Origin of the sequence: Streptomyces sp. NRRL WC-3618, assembly GCF_001280005.1 — a bacterium.
Lineage (GTDB): Bacteria > Actinomycetota > Actinomycetes > Streptomycetales > Streptomycetaceae > Streptomyces.
Map to the genome: position 1 here is coordinate 18371 of NZ_LGDW01000484.1, position 15834 is coordinate 34204.

Sequence of the window (15834 nt, forward strand, 5' to 3'; positions counted from 1 at the left end):
GTCTCCAATGGCACTCTTCCACCACGCCGCAGCAGCACCACTCCAGCTCCACAAGCACTTCCGGACGATCACCCCACGACCGCCCGGAACCCCCACAAAGGAGTCCGCGTGACCCCCCTCTACGCGCGTCGCAATCGCACCACCCTGGCCATCGCCACCGCCGTCGCGGCCGGAGCCCTCATCACCACCGGTCTGAGCACCGGTGCCTCCGCCCAGAGCGAGCCGACCGGCACCACGGCCAGAGTCTCCGCCGTTCCGATGACGCTGTCTCCCGCGGCGCGCACCGCCCTCATCAAGGAAGCCGCCGCCGAAGCCCCGGCGACCGCCGACGAGATAGGCCTCGGCGCCAAGGAGAAGCTCGTCGTCCGTGACGTCGTCAAGGACTCCGACGGCACCCTGCACACCCGCTACGAGCGCACCTACGCGGGCCTGCCCGTCCTCGGCGGCGACCTCGTCGTGCACGAGAACGCGGCCGGCACGACCCGGAGCGTGACCAAGGCGCAGAAGGCGGCCATCAAGGTCACCGATCTCTCCCCCGAGGTCGCCCCGGCCGCCGCCGAGAAGCAGGCCGTCACGCTCGCCAAGAAGGCCGGATCCAGCAGTTCGGCGGCGTCCAGCGCCCCCCGCAAGGTGATCTGGGCCGCCTCGGGCACCCCGACCCTCGCCTACGAGACCGTCGTCGGCGGCCTCCAGGAGGACGGCACCCCGAACGAGCTGCACGTCATCACCGACGCGGCCACCGGCAAGAAGCTGTACGAGTACCAGGGCATCGAGACCGGCACCGGCAAGAGCCTGTACTCCGGCACGGTCTCGCTGAGCACGACGCTGTCGGGCTCGACGTACCAGCTGACCGACGGCACCCGCGGCGGCCACAAGACGTACAACAAGGCGCACTCCTCCAGCTCGTCCACCGGCACCCTGTTCACCGACGCCGACGACACCTGGGGCACCGGCGCGGCCTCCAGCTCGACCACCGACCAGACCGCGGCCGTCGACGCCGCGTACGGCGCGCAGAAGACGTGGGACTTCTACAAGGACACGTTCGGCCGCTCCGGCATCAAGAACAACGGTGTCGCCGCGTACTCCCGCGTCCACTACGGCAACGGGTACGTCAACGCGTTCTGGGACGACGACTGCTTCTGCATGACGTACGGCGACGGCGACGGCAACACGCACCCGCTGACCTCGCTGGACGTGGCCGGCCACGAGATGACGCACGGCGTCACCGCCAACACGGCGGGCCTGCTCTACAGCGGTGAGTCCGGCGGCCTCAACGAGGCCACCTCCGACATCTTCGGCACGGCCGTCGAGTTCTACGCGAGCAACTCCTCCGACGTCGGTGACTACCTCATCGGCGAGAAGATCAACATCAACGGCGACGGCACGCCGCTGCGTTACATGGACAAGCCGAGCAAGGACGGCGGCTCGAAGGACGCCTGGTCGTCGAGCCTCGGCGGCCTCGACGTCCATTACTCGTCGGGCCCCGCGAACCACTTCTTCTACCTGCTCTCCGAGGGCAGCGGCGCCAAGACGATCAACGGGGTCAGCTACAACTCCCCGACGTCCAACGGCTCCACCGTCACGGGCATCGGCCGCGCCAAGGCCGCCCAGATCTGGTACAAGGCGCTGACCACGTACATGACGACGACGACCAACTACAAGGGCGCCCGCACGGCGACCCTGTCGGCGGCCTCGGCCCTGTACGGCGGCACCGGCAGCGCGGAGTACGCGGCGGTGAACGCGGCCTGGGCGGCGGTCAACGTCAAGGCGTGACACCTGGCGCGTGAGCGGCACCAGCGGTGAGTGAGCGGCGGGGCGGTACCCGGAGCGAAGGCACATCCGGGGACCGCCCCGTCGTCGTACGTCCCCCGCCGTACAACTGTTCCCACCCCCGCCCTACTCTTGGGTCCCATGTCCTTCACGTACGCGGAGGTCGGCGCGACCCGCGAGCGCGGCTTCCGTTGCCCTCCCGGCTTCCACCACCTGCATGTACGCACCCGCATAGGCGAGGGCGAGGAGGTCTTCCGGCGCGCCTCCGAGGCCGTCCTCACCTGGGAGCTGCACCGCGCGATGGGCGTGGGCATCGACGCCTCCGCCGAACGGGCGGCCCCCGACGTGGACGTCACGGTGACCCTCGCCGGTCTCATCAAGGCCCCGTGCCGCGTGGTCTGGACGGTGGAGGAACCCCGCCGCGCGGGCTGGGCGTACGGCACGCTGGCCGGCCACCCGGAGTGCGGCGAGGAGTCCTTCGTGGTGGACCGCACGGGCGACGGCACGGTGTGGCTGACGATCAGCGCGTTCAGCAAGGGCGCGAAGTGGTACGCCAGGGCGGGCGGCCCCGCGACGCGCGGCTTGCAGCACGCTTACGCGCGGCGGTGCGGGGTGGTGCTGCGACGGCTGTGCGGGTGGTACGGGGAGGACTGAGGCTGAGGGGCAGTCACCTGGACGGGCGGATCCAGTCGGTCAGGGGCTGGAAGACGCCCTTGCCCTGGTACTGGTAGAACCTCGTCTGGTCGTTGCAGACCGCCGGGGTGTCCTTGTACTTGCCGCACTGGACTTCGGCGGCGCCCATGACGACCGGTCCGGTGAACTTCTTCAGCTGCTCCGAGACGGCCACCGGCGTGATCTTGTCGGCGCCGATCGTGTTGAGCACCTTGGCGTACGTCAGGATCGTGCTCCAGCCCAGCGGCGCGAGGACGTTCGAGGCCGTGTCCGGGCTGAGCCCCACCTCGGCGGAGGCCGTCAGGAACGCCCTGGTGTCCGGTGCCGAGGTGTCGGCGGGAAGGGTCTGAGCGACTCCGTAGGTCCAGGTCGGCAGGTCACCGCCGAGGCCCTTGGCGACGTCGGGTGACATGCACAGCGGGGTGGAGACCACGGGCTTGGTGACGGCGAGTCGCTTGAGCGCCTTGGCGATCTCGACGCATCCCGCTCCGAGCGAGATGGGGACGATGACATCGGCGGTGTCGGCCTTGTCCGCCCTGATCTGGCCGACCAGGTCGGTGACCCCCGCGTCGAATTCGACCGACTTCACGAAGAGCCCGGCGGCCGTCAGGCCCTTTACCGCCGCTGTGGAGGCGACCAAGTCGCCGGGGGTGTTGGTGTGGATGACCGCCACCGAATTCGCCTTGAGCACGTCACGCGCGTAGGTGCCCCAGGTGCCGAAGACGTGCGGCAGATCGCCGAAGGTGCTGTAGGTGTTCGTCGCGGTGGGGAGGGTGGGGCCCGTCGCCACGCCGACCAGCACCGGCTTCCTGCCCGCGATCACGGAGTTGAAGGCGTCGTCGCCCACGAAGAGATCGCCGACCCCGATGGCTGAGACGGACTCGTCAATGAGCAGTTGCTGCCCGCACTTCCCTCCCTCCTCCTCCGTCGAGACCACCGTGCAGACGTTCAGCCGCAGCGGATGACCGCCGATTCCGCCGAGCTTGTCGTTGACGTACTTGACGGCGGCCTGGGCGCCCAGTGTTGCTTCCGGGCTGCCGTCGGGACCGCCCTCCACGTTCACCCAACCCAGCGTGACCGGCGACTGCTTGGCGTCGACCTCGGCTAACTGGCCTCCCACGTAGCTCCGGTAGTCGGTGACGACTGCTGCTGACGGTCGGGTGTCCGGACTGGCTGCGGCGTCCGGCCCGTTGGAGCCGGACGCCGAGGCGTTCGCCCCCCAGGCACCGCATGCCGTGACGCCCAGCAGGGGCGCCACGACCAAGGCGAGGAGGCTCAGTCCTCGGGCACGCGGGATGGTGGGCATAGGAACCTCCGTGGTGGGGGACGAGAGCGCTCCGGATCGCTGGAAAGCCCTGCCAGGACCCCGTCAGCGTTCGTAATTTTCTTACGGATCGGAATCTAGGTGTAGACCTAACGCTCTGTCAATGGTTCGATACGCAGCGAATTGACGATCACGTAAAGGACCACGGAAGGCAAGGGTATGGCCGTATCGGCCGAGAGGCGCGGACTTCCGCAAGCTCGTTCGAGGAGACCCGGGCCCTGATATGGGAAGCGGCCACCAAAATCAGCTTTTGCGCCGGCGTCGCCAACCCACCTGCACGCGAGGCCCTATTACCGATGCGTCCGCCCTACCGGGTCGAGGACCTCGCGCCCACCATCGCGTCTCTCCCCATATACCGCATATACCGCGCTGAATCACGCGTCACCGCGGCGCGACGAGAACGCGGGTCAGCCAGGTCAGCAGATCGCTGATCACCTCCTGCTTGTTGGTCTCGTTGAACAGTTCATGGCGCGCCCCGGCGTAGGTTCGGTAAGTGATGTCCGTGAGCCCCGCCGAGCGGTAGCGCTCCACCACCAGATCGCTGCGTGACAACCCCGCGTTGAGAGGGTCCCCGTCCCCGACAAGGACACAGACCGGCAACTGGGACGGTATGCCCTGGGGTCGGGCGAGCGAGGACGAGGCCGCCGCGGCGATGTCCGCCATGCCCTGGGCGTCGAGGCTGAAGCCGCACAGGGGGTCGGTGAGATAGGCGTCGACGGCTCGGTCGTCGCGGCTGAGCCAGTCGAACGGCGTACGGGCGGGCTGGAACGCCTGGTTGAGGGCGAGCAGCGGGTCCTCGTCGGCGGCCTGCTCCGCCACCAGTACATCGACCGCTGTGGTGCCGGTCAGCGCGACCCCGTTGACCAAGTGTGCGTGGTCCAGCATGTACTGCTGGGCGGCGAAGGAACCCAGACTGTGACTGACGAGTATCAGCGGAAGGTCCGGGTGCCGCTCGCGGATGATCTCCGAGAGCGCGGCCATGTCGCCGACCAGGCGGTTCCAGCCGTCGTCACCGAGGTGACCGGGCTCGGCATGCCTGCTGAGCCCGTGCCCCCGATGGTCGTTGGCATAGACGGCACAGCCCGCTGCGGTAAGGGCCGACGCGAGCGGCGCGTAACGGCCGGCGTGCTCTCCCATGCCGTGGGCGATCTGGACGACGGCACGAGGCGGCCCGGCGGACTCCCATTCGCGCACGTGGATCCGTACGCCGTCCTTGCTGTCGAAAGTGAACATCACACTCCTGAAGTGAGGCGGGCACCCATTTCCGCGGCGGCGGACGTCAGGCGGGCTGCTTTCCGAGATAGCCGGAGACGACCTTGGACTGGTCGTCTCTCAGTTCCTGGGCTGTCGCGTGCGTGCTGATCTCGCCGTGGGACAGGACATAGCCACGGTCCGCGATCTCCAGGGCCAGGCCGACATGCTGTTCGACGAGCAGTACGCCGCAGCCGGAGTCGTCCGCGTAGCGCCGGACGATGGAGAGCAGTTGCGCGACGATGATGGGGGCGAGGCCGAGGCTGAGTTCGTCGAGCAGCAGGAGCTTCGGGCGGCGGGCCAGGGCCCGTCCCATGGCGAGCATCTGCTGTTCCCCGCCGGAGAGCAGCCCCGCCTTGCGGTCCTTGATGTGGGCCAGCGCGGGGAAGTACTCGTAGGCGGCCACCTCGTCGAGGCGTTCGCCACGGTGACTCAGGCGCAGGTGCTCCGCCACCGAGAGGCCGGAGAAGATCCCCCTGCCTTCCGGTACGTGAGCGATGCCCAGCCGGGCCCGGTTGGCAGCCGGGATCCTGCTCAGCGACGCCCCGGCGAAGCTGACCGTGCCGCTCAGCGGACGCAGCAGCGCGGAGATCGCCTTGAGTGTCGTTGTCTTTCCTGCTCCGTTGGCGCCGAGGAGGGCGACGACTTCTCCCGTGTGCACCGTCATGTCGAGGCCACGGATGACCGGCGCTCCGTCGTATCCGGCGGTGAGTCCCGCCAATTCCAGGACCGGGATGCTCATGATGCGGACTCCGGGGTGGTGGTGAGGGCACGGGACGCGTCCACGGCGGACGGGTCGCCGTCGCCAGGAGACTCGGCGGCGGGCTGGACGGCAGACGCCCCGAGGTAGGCGGCGATGACGGCCGGGTCGGTGCGGACCTGGGACGGCGTCCCGGAGGCGATCACCTTGCCGAATTCCAGGACCACCAGGTGATCGCAGAAACCCATCACGAGATCCATGTCGTGGTCGATGAGCAGCAGCGAGGTGCCCGCGTCCGCGACACCACGAAGCCGCTTGCCGAGCGCGGCGCTCTCGTTGGTGTCAAGGCCGGCCGCGGGTTCGTCGAGACAGATGACGCGGGGCCGACCGGCCAGGGCCCGGGCCACACCGACGAGTTTGCGCTGCCCCTGGGACAGCTCATGGGCGGACATGTCCGCGAGGCCCTCGAGCCCCAGAGCGGTAAGTGCCTCAGTGACGCCTGAGCCGAGGGTACGGCGTCGACCGAGCGTCTCGCCGAACGTGGCCCACCATCGCGGCCGGTCCGCCATCACCTGCAAGTTCTCCGTCACCGTGAGGTCTTCGAAGAGTTCGCTGCTCTGGAACGTGCGGGCCAGGCCTCGACGCGCCCTGACATGAGGCGGCAGACCGGTCAGATCCTTGCCGGCCAGTTCCACCCGGCCCCGGGCGGCGACCAGGCCGCTGACCGCGTCCACGAAGGTGGTCTTGCCCGCGCCGTTGGGGCCGATCAGTCCGACGAGTTGTCCCTCGCCGACCTCCAGGCTCACATCACTCAGGGCATGGACGCCGCCGTAGCTGACGCCCACCGACCGAACCGAGAGAACACTCACGGTGTGACCTCCTTGGGGCCGAGCGTGACGAGGCCGACGGTTTCCTCGCGCGAGTGGGTTCCGCCCGCCAGGGGGGCCGGCCCAGGCGGGCCGGATGATCCCGGCGGCGGGAGGGCGGCGGCCGCGCGAGCAGCTCTCTTCGCCGCCTTCCGGCGGTGGTTGGCGCCCGCGATGCCGTCCGGGTTGGCGATCAGCGTCACGATGAGGGAGAGCCCACCGATCAGCAGCGCCCAAGTCCCCTTGACGCCGAACCACTTGTCCAGGGCGTGCGGCACCAGCCCCTCGGTCGTCATCAGACCCGCGATCACGGCTCCGGACACCATGGTGATGCCGCCGATGTAGGCGAAGCCGATCAGGCCCAGGGCGGCCAGTGCGGTGAACCTGGCGGCGCTGACCGAGCCGAAGTTGTAGCCGTACAGGGTGCCGGCGGCGCTGGCGATGAAGGAGCTGATGGCGAAGGCGGCGATCTTCACCCCACGGACGTCGACTCCCGCGGCGGCGGCTGCGCGCTCGTTCGAACGAACGGCGAGCATGCGTCGGCCGAGGCCGGTGCGCCGCAGGTTGGCCACATACAGTCCGAGCCCGACGACGACGGCGAGAACGAGGAAGCCGAACACGGGGCTGGGCTCGTTCCCGTCCAGGCCGCGGAATCCGGCGCTGGGGCCGAGGTTCACTCCGAACAGGCGCGGCGGAGGTACGGACACACCCGCCGTTCCACCGAAGGAGGTGTTGGTGAACAGCGCCTGTTCCATGGTCAGGGCAGCGGCCAGGGTGACGACGGCCAGGCTCACACCGCGTACCCGCAGGGCCGAGACGCCCGCGGCCACTCCGAGCAGGGTGGCCAGGACGGTCGCGCCGAGGGCGTCGAAGGGAAACGGGATCCGCAGCTGGACGGCGAGGTGGGAGAGGACGAAACCCGCGGTGCCGGAGAGGGCGAGCTGCATGACGGAGATCTGGCCGACGTATCCGGTGATGACGACGAACGACAGGACGATGACCATGCCGATCATCGAGTTCGTCAGTGCCTGACGGAAGTCGAACGGCAGGACCACCAGCGCGATCGCGGCGACGGACGCGGTCAGCAGAGCGGGCCGCAGCAGCCGTTCGGGCAGGGGGACCGCGGGCAGCCTCTGCTCGACGAGCTCGCCTCGGCGTGGCAGGCCGGCGCCCCGGACGAAGAGGGCTATCACCATCAGACCGAAGACGACCAGTTGCTGCATGCCCGGCATGGCGTTGCCGTTGTCGGTCGGGAACCAGCTCTGCGTGGAGAAGTAGTACACGAGCGACTGCAGTACGCCGATGAGGATGCCCGCCGAGCAGGCGATCCACAGTGAGGTGAACCCGGCGAACAGCGCGGCCGCGAGAGCCGGGACCACCTGGAGCGGCAGGGTGACGGAGTCGATCTGGATGATGGGCGCGGCCAGTACCCCGAGCAGCCCCGCGACCAGAGTGGACAGGAGGGTGTTGGCGAGGGAGACACCGTTGGGCGACAGGCCCGCCAGCAGGGCGGCTTGCTCGTTCTCGGAGGCCGCGCGGGTGGCGAGCCCGAAGCGGGTCCACCGGTACAGGGCGCCGATGGCCAGCGCCATCGCGATGATCAGCCCGGTGAGAAGGAACCGGTCGGCGGGAGTACTGACTCCCAGGACGTCGACGGTGGCGGACGGGAGGACGGTGGGTGCTTGCTGGGGTTGGGTTCCGAAGACCAGCAGCATCGTGGCCTGCAGCGTGAGCAGGATGCCGAGGGATGCCGCGAGCTTGGCCAGCGGGGAGAAGGTGCGCAGAGGCTTGAACACGGCGAATTCGGTGAGGAGTCCGACCGCCAGTGCCGCGAGGAGTGCCCCGAGGAAGGCCGGCAGGGTCGGCAGGGAGAAGCCGAAGAATCCGGTGCTCAGGGACCAGAAGACATACCCGGCGACCATCGCGACGGCACCGGTCGACAAGTTGATGATGCCTGACCCGCGGTAGGTCACCACGACACCGAGCGCGATGCCGGCGATCAGTGCCCCTTGGCCCAGGCCGAGCACGGCGAATAGCAGGATCTGTTCCATTGATGGCTCCAGGAATTGCGCGTTCCCGAGGCTCCGTCTGGGGCGAAGGCCTCGGCAACGGCGGGGACGGTCCGCCGGGGCCGCAGACCCGCCGGGCCGACGGACGGGCCGCGGGGACGGTTCTGCGGGGCGGGTCCTGTGGTGGGACCCGGTCCTGCCGAGCGGGTGAGCTGCGGTTACCTGGGCGGGCGGATCCAGTCGGTCAGGGGCTGGAATGCACCCTTGCCCTGGTACTGGTAGAACCTCGCCTGGTCGTTGCAGACCGCCGGGGCGTCCTTGTACTTGCCGCACCGCACTTCGGCAGCGCCCATGACGACCGGTCCGGTGAACTTCTTCAGCTGCTCCGAAACGGCAGCCGGCGTGATCTTGTCGGCGCCGATCGTGTTGAGCACCTTGGCGTACGTCAGGATCGTGCTCCAGCCCAGCGGCGCGAAGACCTGCGAGGCCGTGTCCTTGCTGAGCCCCACCTCGGCGGAGGCCGTCAGGAACGCCCTGGTGTCCGGCGCCGAGGTGTCGGCGGGAAGGGTCTGGGCGACTCCGTAGGTCCAGGTGGGCAGGTCACCGCCGAGGCCCTTGGCGACGTCCGGTGACATGCACAACGGGGTGGAGACCACGGGCTTGGTGACGCCGAGCTGCTTGAGCGCCTTGGCGACCCCGACGCATCCCGCTCCGAGCGAGATGGGGACGACGGCGTCGGCGGTGCCCGCCCCGGCCGCCGTGACCGGGCCGATCAGGTCGGTGGCCTGCACGTCGAATCCGACCGACTTCACCGAGAGGCCGGCGGCCTTCAGTCCCTGCACGGCCGCGGTGGAGGCGATTTTGTCGCCGGGGGTGTTGGTGTGGACGACCGCCACCGACTTCGCCTTCAGCACGTCACGCGCATAGGTGCCCCAGGTGGCGAAGATGTGCGGCAGGTCGCCGAAGGTGCTGTAGGTGTTCGCCGCGGTGGGGAGGGTGGGGCCGGTCGCCACGCCGACCAGCACCGGCTTCCTGCCCGCGACCACGGAGTTGAAGGAGGCGTCGCCCAGGTAGAGGTTGCCGACCCCGATGGCTGAGACGGACTTGTCGCCGAGCAGTTGCTGCCCGCACTTCTGTCCCTCCTCCTCCGCCGAGACCACCGTGCAGACGTTCAGCCGCAGCGGATGACCGCCGATTCCGCCGAGCTTGTCGTTGACGTACTTCACGGCGGCCTGAGCGCCCAGCGTCGCTTCCGGGCTGCCACCGGGACCGCCCTCCACGTTCACCCAGCCCAGGGTGATCGGCGACTGCTTGGCATCGGCCTTGGCTTCCTTGCCCCCCACGTAGCTCCGGTAGTCGGTGACGACTGCTGCTGACGGCCGGGTGTCCGTACTGGCCACGGCGGCCGGCCCCGTGGAGCCGGACGACGAGGTGTTCGTCGCCGAGACACTGCAGGCCGTGACGCCCAGCAGGGGCGCCACGACCGAGGCGACGAGGCTCAGTCCTCGGGCACGCGGGATGGTGGGCATAGGAACCTCCGTGGTGAGAGCAAGAGGGGGTTACATCGGCAGGGCATGTGGCGACAGGCATGGAGCGTCCGCACCGGCATGAACATGGGCATGGACATGACGACATGGACATGACATGCAGGGCAGCGAGGACGGACCGGAGCCCGGATGCGCACAGGAGTGACCGGCACATGAGGGCGACTCCGGATCACCGGAAGGCCCCGTTCAGGCGCCTTTCAGCTTTCGTAACTTTCTTACGGATCGGGAATCTAGGTGTAGGCTTCGCACTGTGTCAACGGTTCGGTTCACATCGAATTAACGATCACGTAAGGGGAGGGCAAGGGGATGGCGGTACCGGCCGAGAGGCGCAGACTTCCGCGACGCTCGCTCGAGGAGACCCGGGCCCTGATGCTGGAAGCGGCCACCAAAATCGTCTGCGCGGGCACGGCGGACACGAGCGAGGCCGCGGTCTCCGCCGCCCTGGCTCATGTGCGCGTCAAACAGGTCACCGAAGAGGCCACCCGTATCATCCGGGCCCGGCTGGGCGAGGAATCGGCGCCTGCCGTCACCACGGGTTCGATCTACCAGATCTGGCCCGCCCAGGCCGACTTCCAGGCCGAACTACTGTTCCACCTCACGTCCCGGCAGGCGCAACTCGTCCCCAGCCTGTCCGACAGCGTCCGCCGCTTCGACAAGGCTGTCGCGGACGGTATTACCTGGCAGGACGCGCTCAACGACGTCCTCGGCGACAACCACGAGAACCACCGCGTCGACCCGATCTACCGCGTGATGCTCGGCTTCTACGCCAGCGCCGCCAACCCACGTGTACGCGAGGCCCTCGGCCACTACGGCGAGTCGTTCACGCAGGTGGCCTGTCAGGCGTATCAAGCGCTGCTCGATGCCTACAACCTACGGATGCGTCCGCCCTACCAGGTCGAGGACCTCGCGACCACGATCGCGTCTCTTCTCGACGGGTTCCACATGCGCTGGATCGCCGGATACGGCAACCTTCAGGACCCCTTCGGGGACCAGGACTGGACCCTCGCCACGCGTGCCGCCGTCACTCTCTTCGACCAGTTCACCACGGCCGCGCCGGAGGCCCAGGCACCCTGACGCGCAGGGCCCAGGCCGCTCACGGCGGTACGTGTGCACCCTGCTGGGCGGCATACGGCCGCCCAGCAGGTTCCGGCCCCACAACCGCGTTCACCGCATCAAAACCCCCGCTCCCTCCCCCAGTTCCTCCGAAGGCACCGCCACCAGCCCCATCTCCGCGCTCGACGCCAGCAGCCGGTGCGCCGGCAGAATCCGCACCGTGTACCCGTACGGCCCCGTCCGGTGCAGGGACAGTGGTCCCTCGAACTGCCAGTGCCCTTCCGGGTCCGGGCCGCCGACCGCCTTCAGTGGCACCGCCGTGGCGTCGGTGATGCTGTCCTGCGAGTCGACGCGCCCCGAGACCGCCTGGACCTCGACGTCGTCCGGGGACAGATCGCCCAGGCCCACCCGTACGCGGAGGGAGAGCGTGCTGCCCAGTTCCGCCGTCAGCGCGGGGGCGGTCGCCGCCGAGGTCTCCACGTGGTCGACCGTCACCTTGTGCCAGGCGGAGCGGACCCGGGACTTCCAGGCCGCCAACTCCCTTGCCGTGTCCGGTGTCATGGTGCGGTGGGCGCGCGCCGCGGGGGCGTAGAGGCGCTCCACGTACTCGCGGACCATCCGGCCGGCCAGGACCTTCGGGCCGAGGTGGGTGAGGGTCTCGCGGACCATCTCGATCCAGCGGTCGGGCAGGCCCGTCTCGCCGTGCTCGTAGAAGCGCGGGGTGACCCGCTGTTCGAGGAGGTCGTACAGGGCCGCTGCCTCGACGTCGTCCCGGTGGTCGGAGTCCGTGCCCGCGATGCCGTCCGCCGTGGGGATCGCCCAGCCGAAATCGGGCCGGAACCATTCGTCCCACCAGCCGTCCAGGACCGAGAGGTTGAGGCAGCCGTTCAGCGCCGCCTTCATACCGCTCGTCCCGCACGCCTCCAGGGGGCGCAGGGGGTTGTTGAGCCAGATGTCGCAGCCCGGGTACAGCTTCTGCGCCATCGCCATGCCGTAGTCGGGGAGGAACACGATGCGGTGGCGGACACGCGGGTCGTCGGCGAAACGCACCAGCTCCTGGATCAGCCGCTTCCCGCCGTCGTCCGCCGGGTGCGCCTTGCCCGCGATCACGATCTGGATGGGGCGTTCGGGGTGGAGGAGCAGGTCGAGGAGACGGTCGCGGTCGCGCAGCATCAGGGTCAGGCGTTTGTACGAGGGGACCCGGCGCGCGAAGCCGATCGTCAGGACGTCCGGGTCGAGCACCCCATCGATCCAGCCCAACTCGGCCGTCCCCGCGCCGCGTTGCCGCCAGGACGCGCGCAGCCGTTCCCGTACCTCCACCACCAACTGCTCACGCAGGGACCGCCGTAGCTCCCAGATGTCCTGGTCTGCGATGCCCGCCACCACGTCCCACCGGTCCGAGCCGCCGACCGTCAGCGCGTCCTCGGCGCGCCCCGCGCCGATCTGACGGGCACCGAGGCTGAGCACCTCCGGGGCGACCCAAGTGGGCGCGTGTACACCGTTGGTGACCGAGGTGATCGGCACCTCGGCCGGGTCGAAGCCCGGCCACAGCCCCGCGAACATCTCCCTGCTCACCTGGCCGTGCAGAAGGGAGACCCCGTTGGCCTGGCGGCCCAACCGCAGGCCCATCACGGCCATGTTGAAGAGGTTCGGTTCGCCACCGGGGTAGGTCTCCATGCCGAGGCTCAGCACGCGTTCCACGTCGATACGCGGGAGTTCGGCGTCGGGGCCGAAGTGGCGTGCGACCAGTTCACGGTCGAAACGGTCGATGCCGGCCGGGACGGGGGTGTGCGTCGTGAAGACCGTCCCCGCACGCACCGCTTCCAGACCCGCGTCGAAGTCCAGGCCCTCGTCGCAGAGTTCGGCGATCCGTTCCAGTCCGAGGAAGCCCGCGTGGCCCTCGTTGGTGTGGAACACCTCGGGGGCGGGGTGGCCGGTGAGGCGGCAGTACGTACGGACCGCGCGCACTCCTCCTATGCCGAGCAGCATCTCCTGGAGGAGGCGGTGCTCGCTGCCTCCCCCGTACAGCCGGTCCGTGACGCCCCGTTCGCCGAGGTCGTTCTCCTCCACGTCCGAGTCGAGGAGCAGCAGCGGTACGCGTCCCACCTGCGCGAGCCAGACCCGGGCCCGCAGCGACCGGCCGCCGGGCAGGGCCAGGGAGACCTGGGAGGGGGTGCCGTCGGGTTCCTTGAGGAGGGCGACGGGGAGTTCGTTGGGGTCGAGGACCGGATAGTGCTCCTGCTGCCAGCCGTCCCGGGAGAGGGACTGGCGGAAGTAGCCGTGCCGGTACATGAGTCCGACGCCGATCAGCGGTACGCCGAGGTCACTGGCCGACTTCAGATGGTCCCCGGCGAGGATGCCGAGGCCGCCGGAGTACTGCGGCAGGGCGGCCGTGATGCCGTACTCGGGGGAGAAGTAGGCGACGGCGGCGGGGAGTTCGGCCCCCTGGCCGGAGCCCTGCGGCTGTGTCTCGGGCTGCGTCTGCGTCTGGTACCAGCGGTCGCCGGTGACGTAGTCGTGCAGGTCGTCGGCGACCGTGGTGAGGCGGCGCAGGAAGCGGCGGTCCTCGGCCAGTTCGGTGAGCCGCTCGGGCGAGAGGCTGCCGAGGAGCCGTACGGGGTCGCGGTCCGCGTCGGCCCAGCGCTCGGGGTCGACGGACTGGAAGAGTTCGCGGGTCTCCGCATGCCAGGACCAGCGCAGATTGCGGGCCAGATCACTGAGCGGCCGCAGGGGCTCGGGGAGAACGGGACGGACGGTGAACCGACGGATCGCCTTCACATTCACCTCGGTGGTCGTGCGTGATGTAAGGACGCACGGCGTTGTGCGTCCCGTCGTCAACCCCTTGACGGTATCGGTGAGGGAGCCCGGGAACCATGGCGCGTATTGCGCGCCCCCCACGCCGAACCGACTGCCGATATGGCCGATTCCGCCCCCGTAGGCCACCTTGTAACACTTCTCCCCGCACGAGAGGCTGCCCAGAAGGCCGCCCGGTGTCGGCGGCCCAGGAGGGGGAACTCCCACCATGAAGACCGTGAAAGACGCGAAAACCGTGAAACCAGTGAAACGGACGCGCCCCTGGCGTCCGCGCTGGGCGGCTGCCCTGACCGCGGCGACCACCGCCGCGGTGCTTTCGGTCACCGCACCCGCGCAGGCCGCCCCGGAGGCTCGCATAGCCGGCGCCGGTGAACCCGGCTCCGTCGGCGGAAGTTACCTGGTGACGCTCAAGGGAGGTACGGCGGCCTCGTCGGCGGACGGCACGAGACTGGCCGCGAAGTACGGGGCGAGAATAAGCCACATCTACAGCACCGTCCTGAACGGCTACGCCGTGCGGGCCAACGAGGAACAGGCCAAAAACCTCGCGGCGGACTCCCGCGTGGCCTCGGTCGCCCAGGACACCCGGATCACGTACGACGGCGCCGACAAGGCGGGCGCGCGCGGCCGGCAGGACCCGCCGTCCTGGGGCCTGGACCGGATCGACCAGGCCGGTCTGCCGCTCGACAGCAGCTACGCCTGGCCGGAGTCGGCGGGCAGGGGCGTCACGGTGTACGTGATCGACACCGGCATCCGTGTCTCGCACAAGGACTTCGGTGGACGCGCGAGTTACGGCTGGGACTTCGTCGACGGCGACAGATGGGCCGGCGACGGAAACGGCCACGGTACGCATGTCGCGGCGACGATCGCCGGTACGGCCCTGGGCGTCGCCAAGAAGGCCAAGGTCGTCTCCGTACGCGTCCTCGACGACTCCGGCGCCGGGACGACAGCGCAGGTCATCGCCGGTATCGACTGGGTCACGCGGAACGCCAGGAAGCCCGCCGTCGCCAATGTGAGCCTCGGGGGCCGGCGCAACGCCCAACTCGACGCGGCCGTACGGTACTCGATCGCGTCCGGGGTGACGTACACGATCGCGGCCGGGAACGACGGGCAGCCGGCGCAGTACAGCTCCCCGGCCGCCGTCAAGGAGGCGATCACGGTCGGCGCGACCGGGCCGACCGACGCTCGCGCCGACTTCTCGAACTGGGGATCGAGTCTCGATCTGTTCGCCCCGGGTGTCTCGATCACCTCCGCGTCGTACGCCAGCGACACCGGCCGGGTGGCCTACTCCGGTACGTCGATGGCGGCGCCGCACGCGGCGGGGGCGGCAGCCCTCTACTTGGCGGAACGACCGAAATCCAGTCCGGCGCAAGTCGCCAAGGCGCTGACGACTCTGGCGACGGTCGGGAAAGTCTCCGACAAGGGCGCCGGTTCACCGAACAAACTCCTGCGGATACCGCTCTCTTAGGAGCACTGTGCCGTTGTCGGCCCCGTCCGCCGGACGGGGCCGATGTCGTTCGCCGACCTGGCTGATCCTGGGTGCTGACATACGCGTGAGTAGTTAGCAAAGTGCCGGATTGCCTACCCGAATAGGGTGGGAAGGCTCCTCCGGTACACGACTGGGGGTACACCACGCAGGACACCCTCCCCACATCCATCCGCCCACCCACGTTGACGCGGACAGGAGCGGTCATGCCCGCCACGCACCACTCGCCAGCACCCCCGACTCCCACCACCGGGACACCACCACCGATACGGCAACCCGACACCACCGTCCCGCCACAAGCCGCCCAGGCAACGCAGGCCTCGGATACGCCCTCGCCGGGCCCCA

The 15834-nt window shown here is 69.3% G+C and carries 11 protein-coding genes; 4 read left to right on the forward strand and 7 right to left on the reverse strand.

The features are described 5' to 3' along the window. Positions 1 to 108: 108 nt before the first annotated feature. Positions 109 to 1773 carry a M4 family metallopeptidase gene (locus ADL01_RS38270; RefSeq protein ID WP_053746687.1) on the forward strand — a complete coding sequence of 555 codons (1665 nt, stop codon included), beginning with the start codon at positions 109 to 111 and terminating at the stop codon, positions 1771 to 1773. A gap of 138 nt (positions 1774 to 1911) precedes the next feature. Then, entirely contained in the window at positions 1912 to 2424 is a 513-nt protein-coding gene (locus ADL01_RS38275) for a DUF1990 domain-containing protein (protein WP_053746688.1), read from the forward strand. A gap of 13 nt (positions 2425 to 2437) precedes the next feature. On the opposite strand, the gene ADL01_RS38280 is transcribed toward ADL01_RS38275, so the two are convergent. The 6 genes from ADL01_RS38280 to ADL01_RS38305 all read right to left on the reverse strand — a co-directional run bounded on the left by ADL01_RS38280 (position 2438) and on the right by ADL01_RS38305 (position 10121). Next, positions 2438 to 3748, reverse strand: a complete 1311-nt coding sequence (locus ADL01_RS38280; protein WP_053746689.1) for an ABC transporter substrate-binding protein — start codon at positions 3746 to 3748, stop codon at positions 2438 to 2440. Between the two features lie 399 nt (positions 3749 to 4147). Beyond that, positions 4148 to 4999: an alpha/beta fold hydrolase gene (locus tag ADL01_RS38285; RefSeq protein WP_053746690.1), complete on the reverse strand. Its 852-nt coding sequence runs from the start codon at positions 4997 to 4999 to the stop codon at positions 4148 to 4150. Positions 5000 to 5045: 46 nt separating this feature from the next. After that, positions 5046 to 5759 (reverse strand): ABC transporter ATP-binding protein, encoded by a 714-nt coding sequence (locus ADL01_RS38290; protein WP_053746691.1) that lies wholly within the window; start codon positions 5757 to 5759, stop codon positions 5046 to 5048. Further along, on the reverse strand, positions 5756 to 6586 hold the full coding sequence (locus tag ADL01_RS38295; RefSeq protein WP_053746692.1) for an ABC transporter ATP-binding protein: 831 nt from the start codon (positions 6584 to 6586) through the stop codon (positions 5756 to 5758). The genes ADL01_RS38290 and ADL01_RS38295 overlap by 4 nt, the downstream gene beginning before the upstream one ends. Continuing rightward, positions 6583 to 8634 carry an ABC transporter permease subunit gene (locus tag ADL01_RS38300; RefSeq protein WP_078961018.1) on the reverse strand — a complete coding sequence of 684 codons (2052 nt, stop codon included), beginning with the start codon at positions 8632 to 8634 and terminating at the stop codon, positions 6583 to 6585. Before ADL01_RS38300 ends, ADL01_RS38295 begins: the two co-directional genes overlap by 4 nt. A gap of 176 nt (positions 8635 to 8810) precedes the next feature. Continuing rightward, positions 8811 to 10121, reverse strand: a complete 1311-nt coding sequence (locus tag ADL01_RS38305; RefSeq protein WP_053746693.1) for an ABC transporter substrate-binding protein — start codon at positions 10119 to 10121, stop codon at positions 8811 to 8813. Positions 10122 to 10508: 387 nt separating this feature from the next. Between ADL01_RS38305 and ADL01_RS38310 the strand changes: the two genes are divergently transcribed. Next, positions 10509 to 11213, forward strand: coding sequence for a hypothetical protein (locus tag ADL01_RS38310; protein WP_053746697.1), 705 nt, complete (start codon positions 10509 to 10511; stop codon positions 11211 to 11213). Between the two features lie 90 nt (positions 11214 to 11303). Here the strand turns inward: ADL01_RS38310 and glgP are convergent, their stop codons facing one another. Next, the gene (gene glgP / locus ADL01_RS38315; RefSeq protein WP_053746694.1) at positions 11304 to 13970 is read right to left on the reverse strand and encodes an alpha-glucan family phosphorylase; all 2667 of its coding nucleotides are present in this window, start codon (positions 13968 to 13970) and stop codon (positions 11304 to 11306) included. 244 nt (positions 13971 to 14214) lie between these two features. Between glgP and ADL01_RS38320 the strand changes: the two genes are divergently transcribed. Further along, entirely contained in the window at positions 14215 to 15471 is a 1257-nt protein-coding gene (locus tag ADL01_RS38320; RefSeq protein ID WP_420719782.1) for a S8 family peptidase, read from the forward strand. The last annotated feature ends 363 nt before the right edge of the window (positions 15472 to 15834 follow it).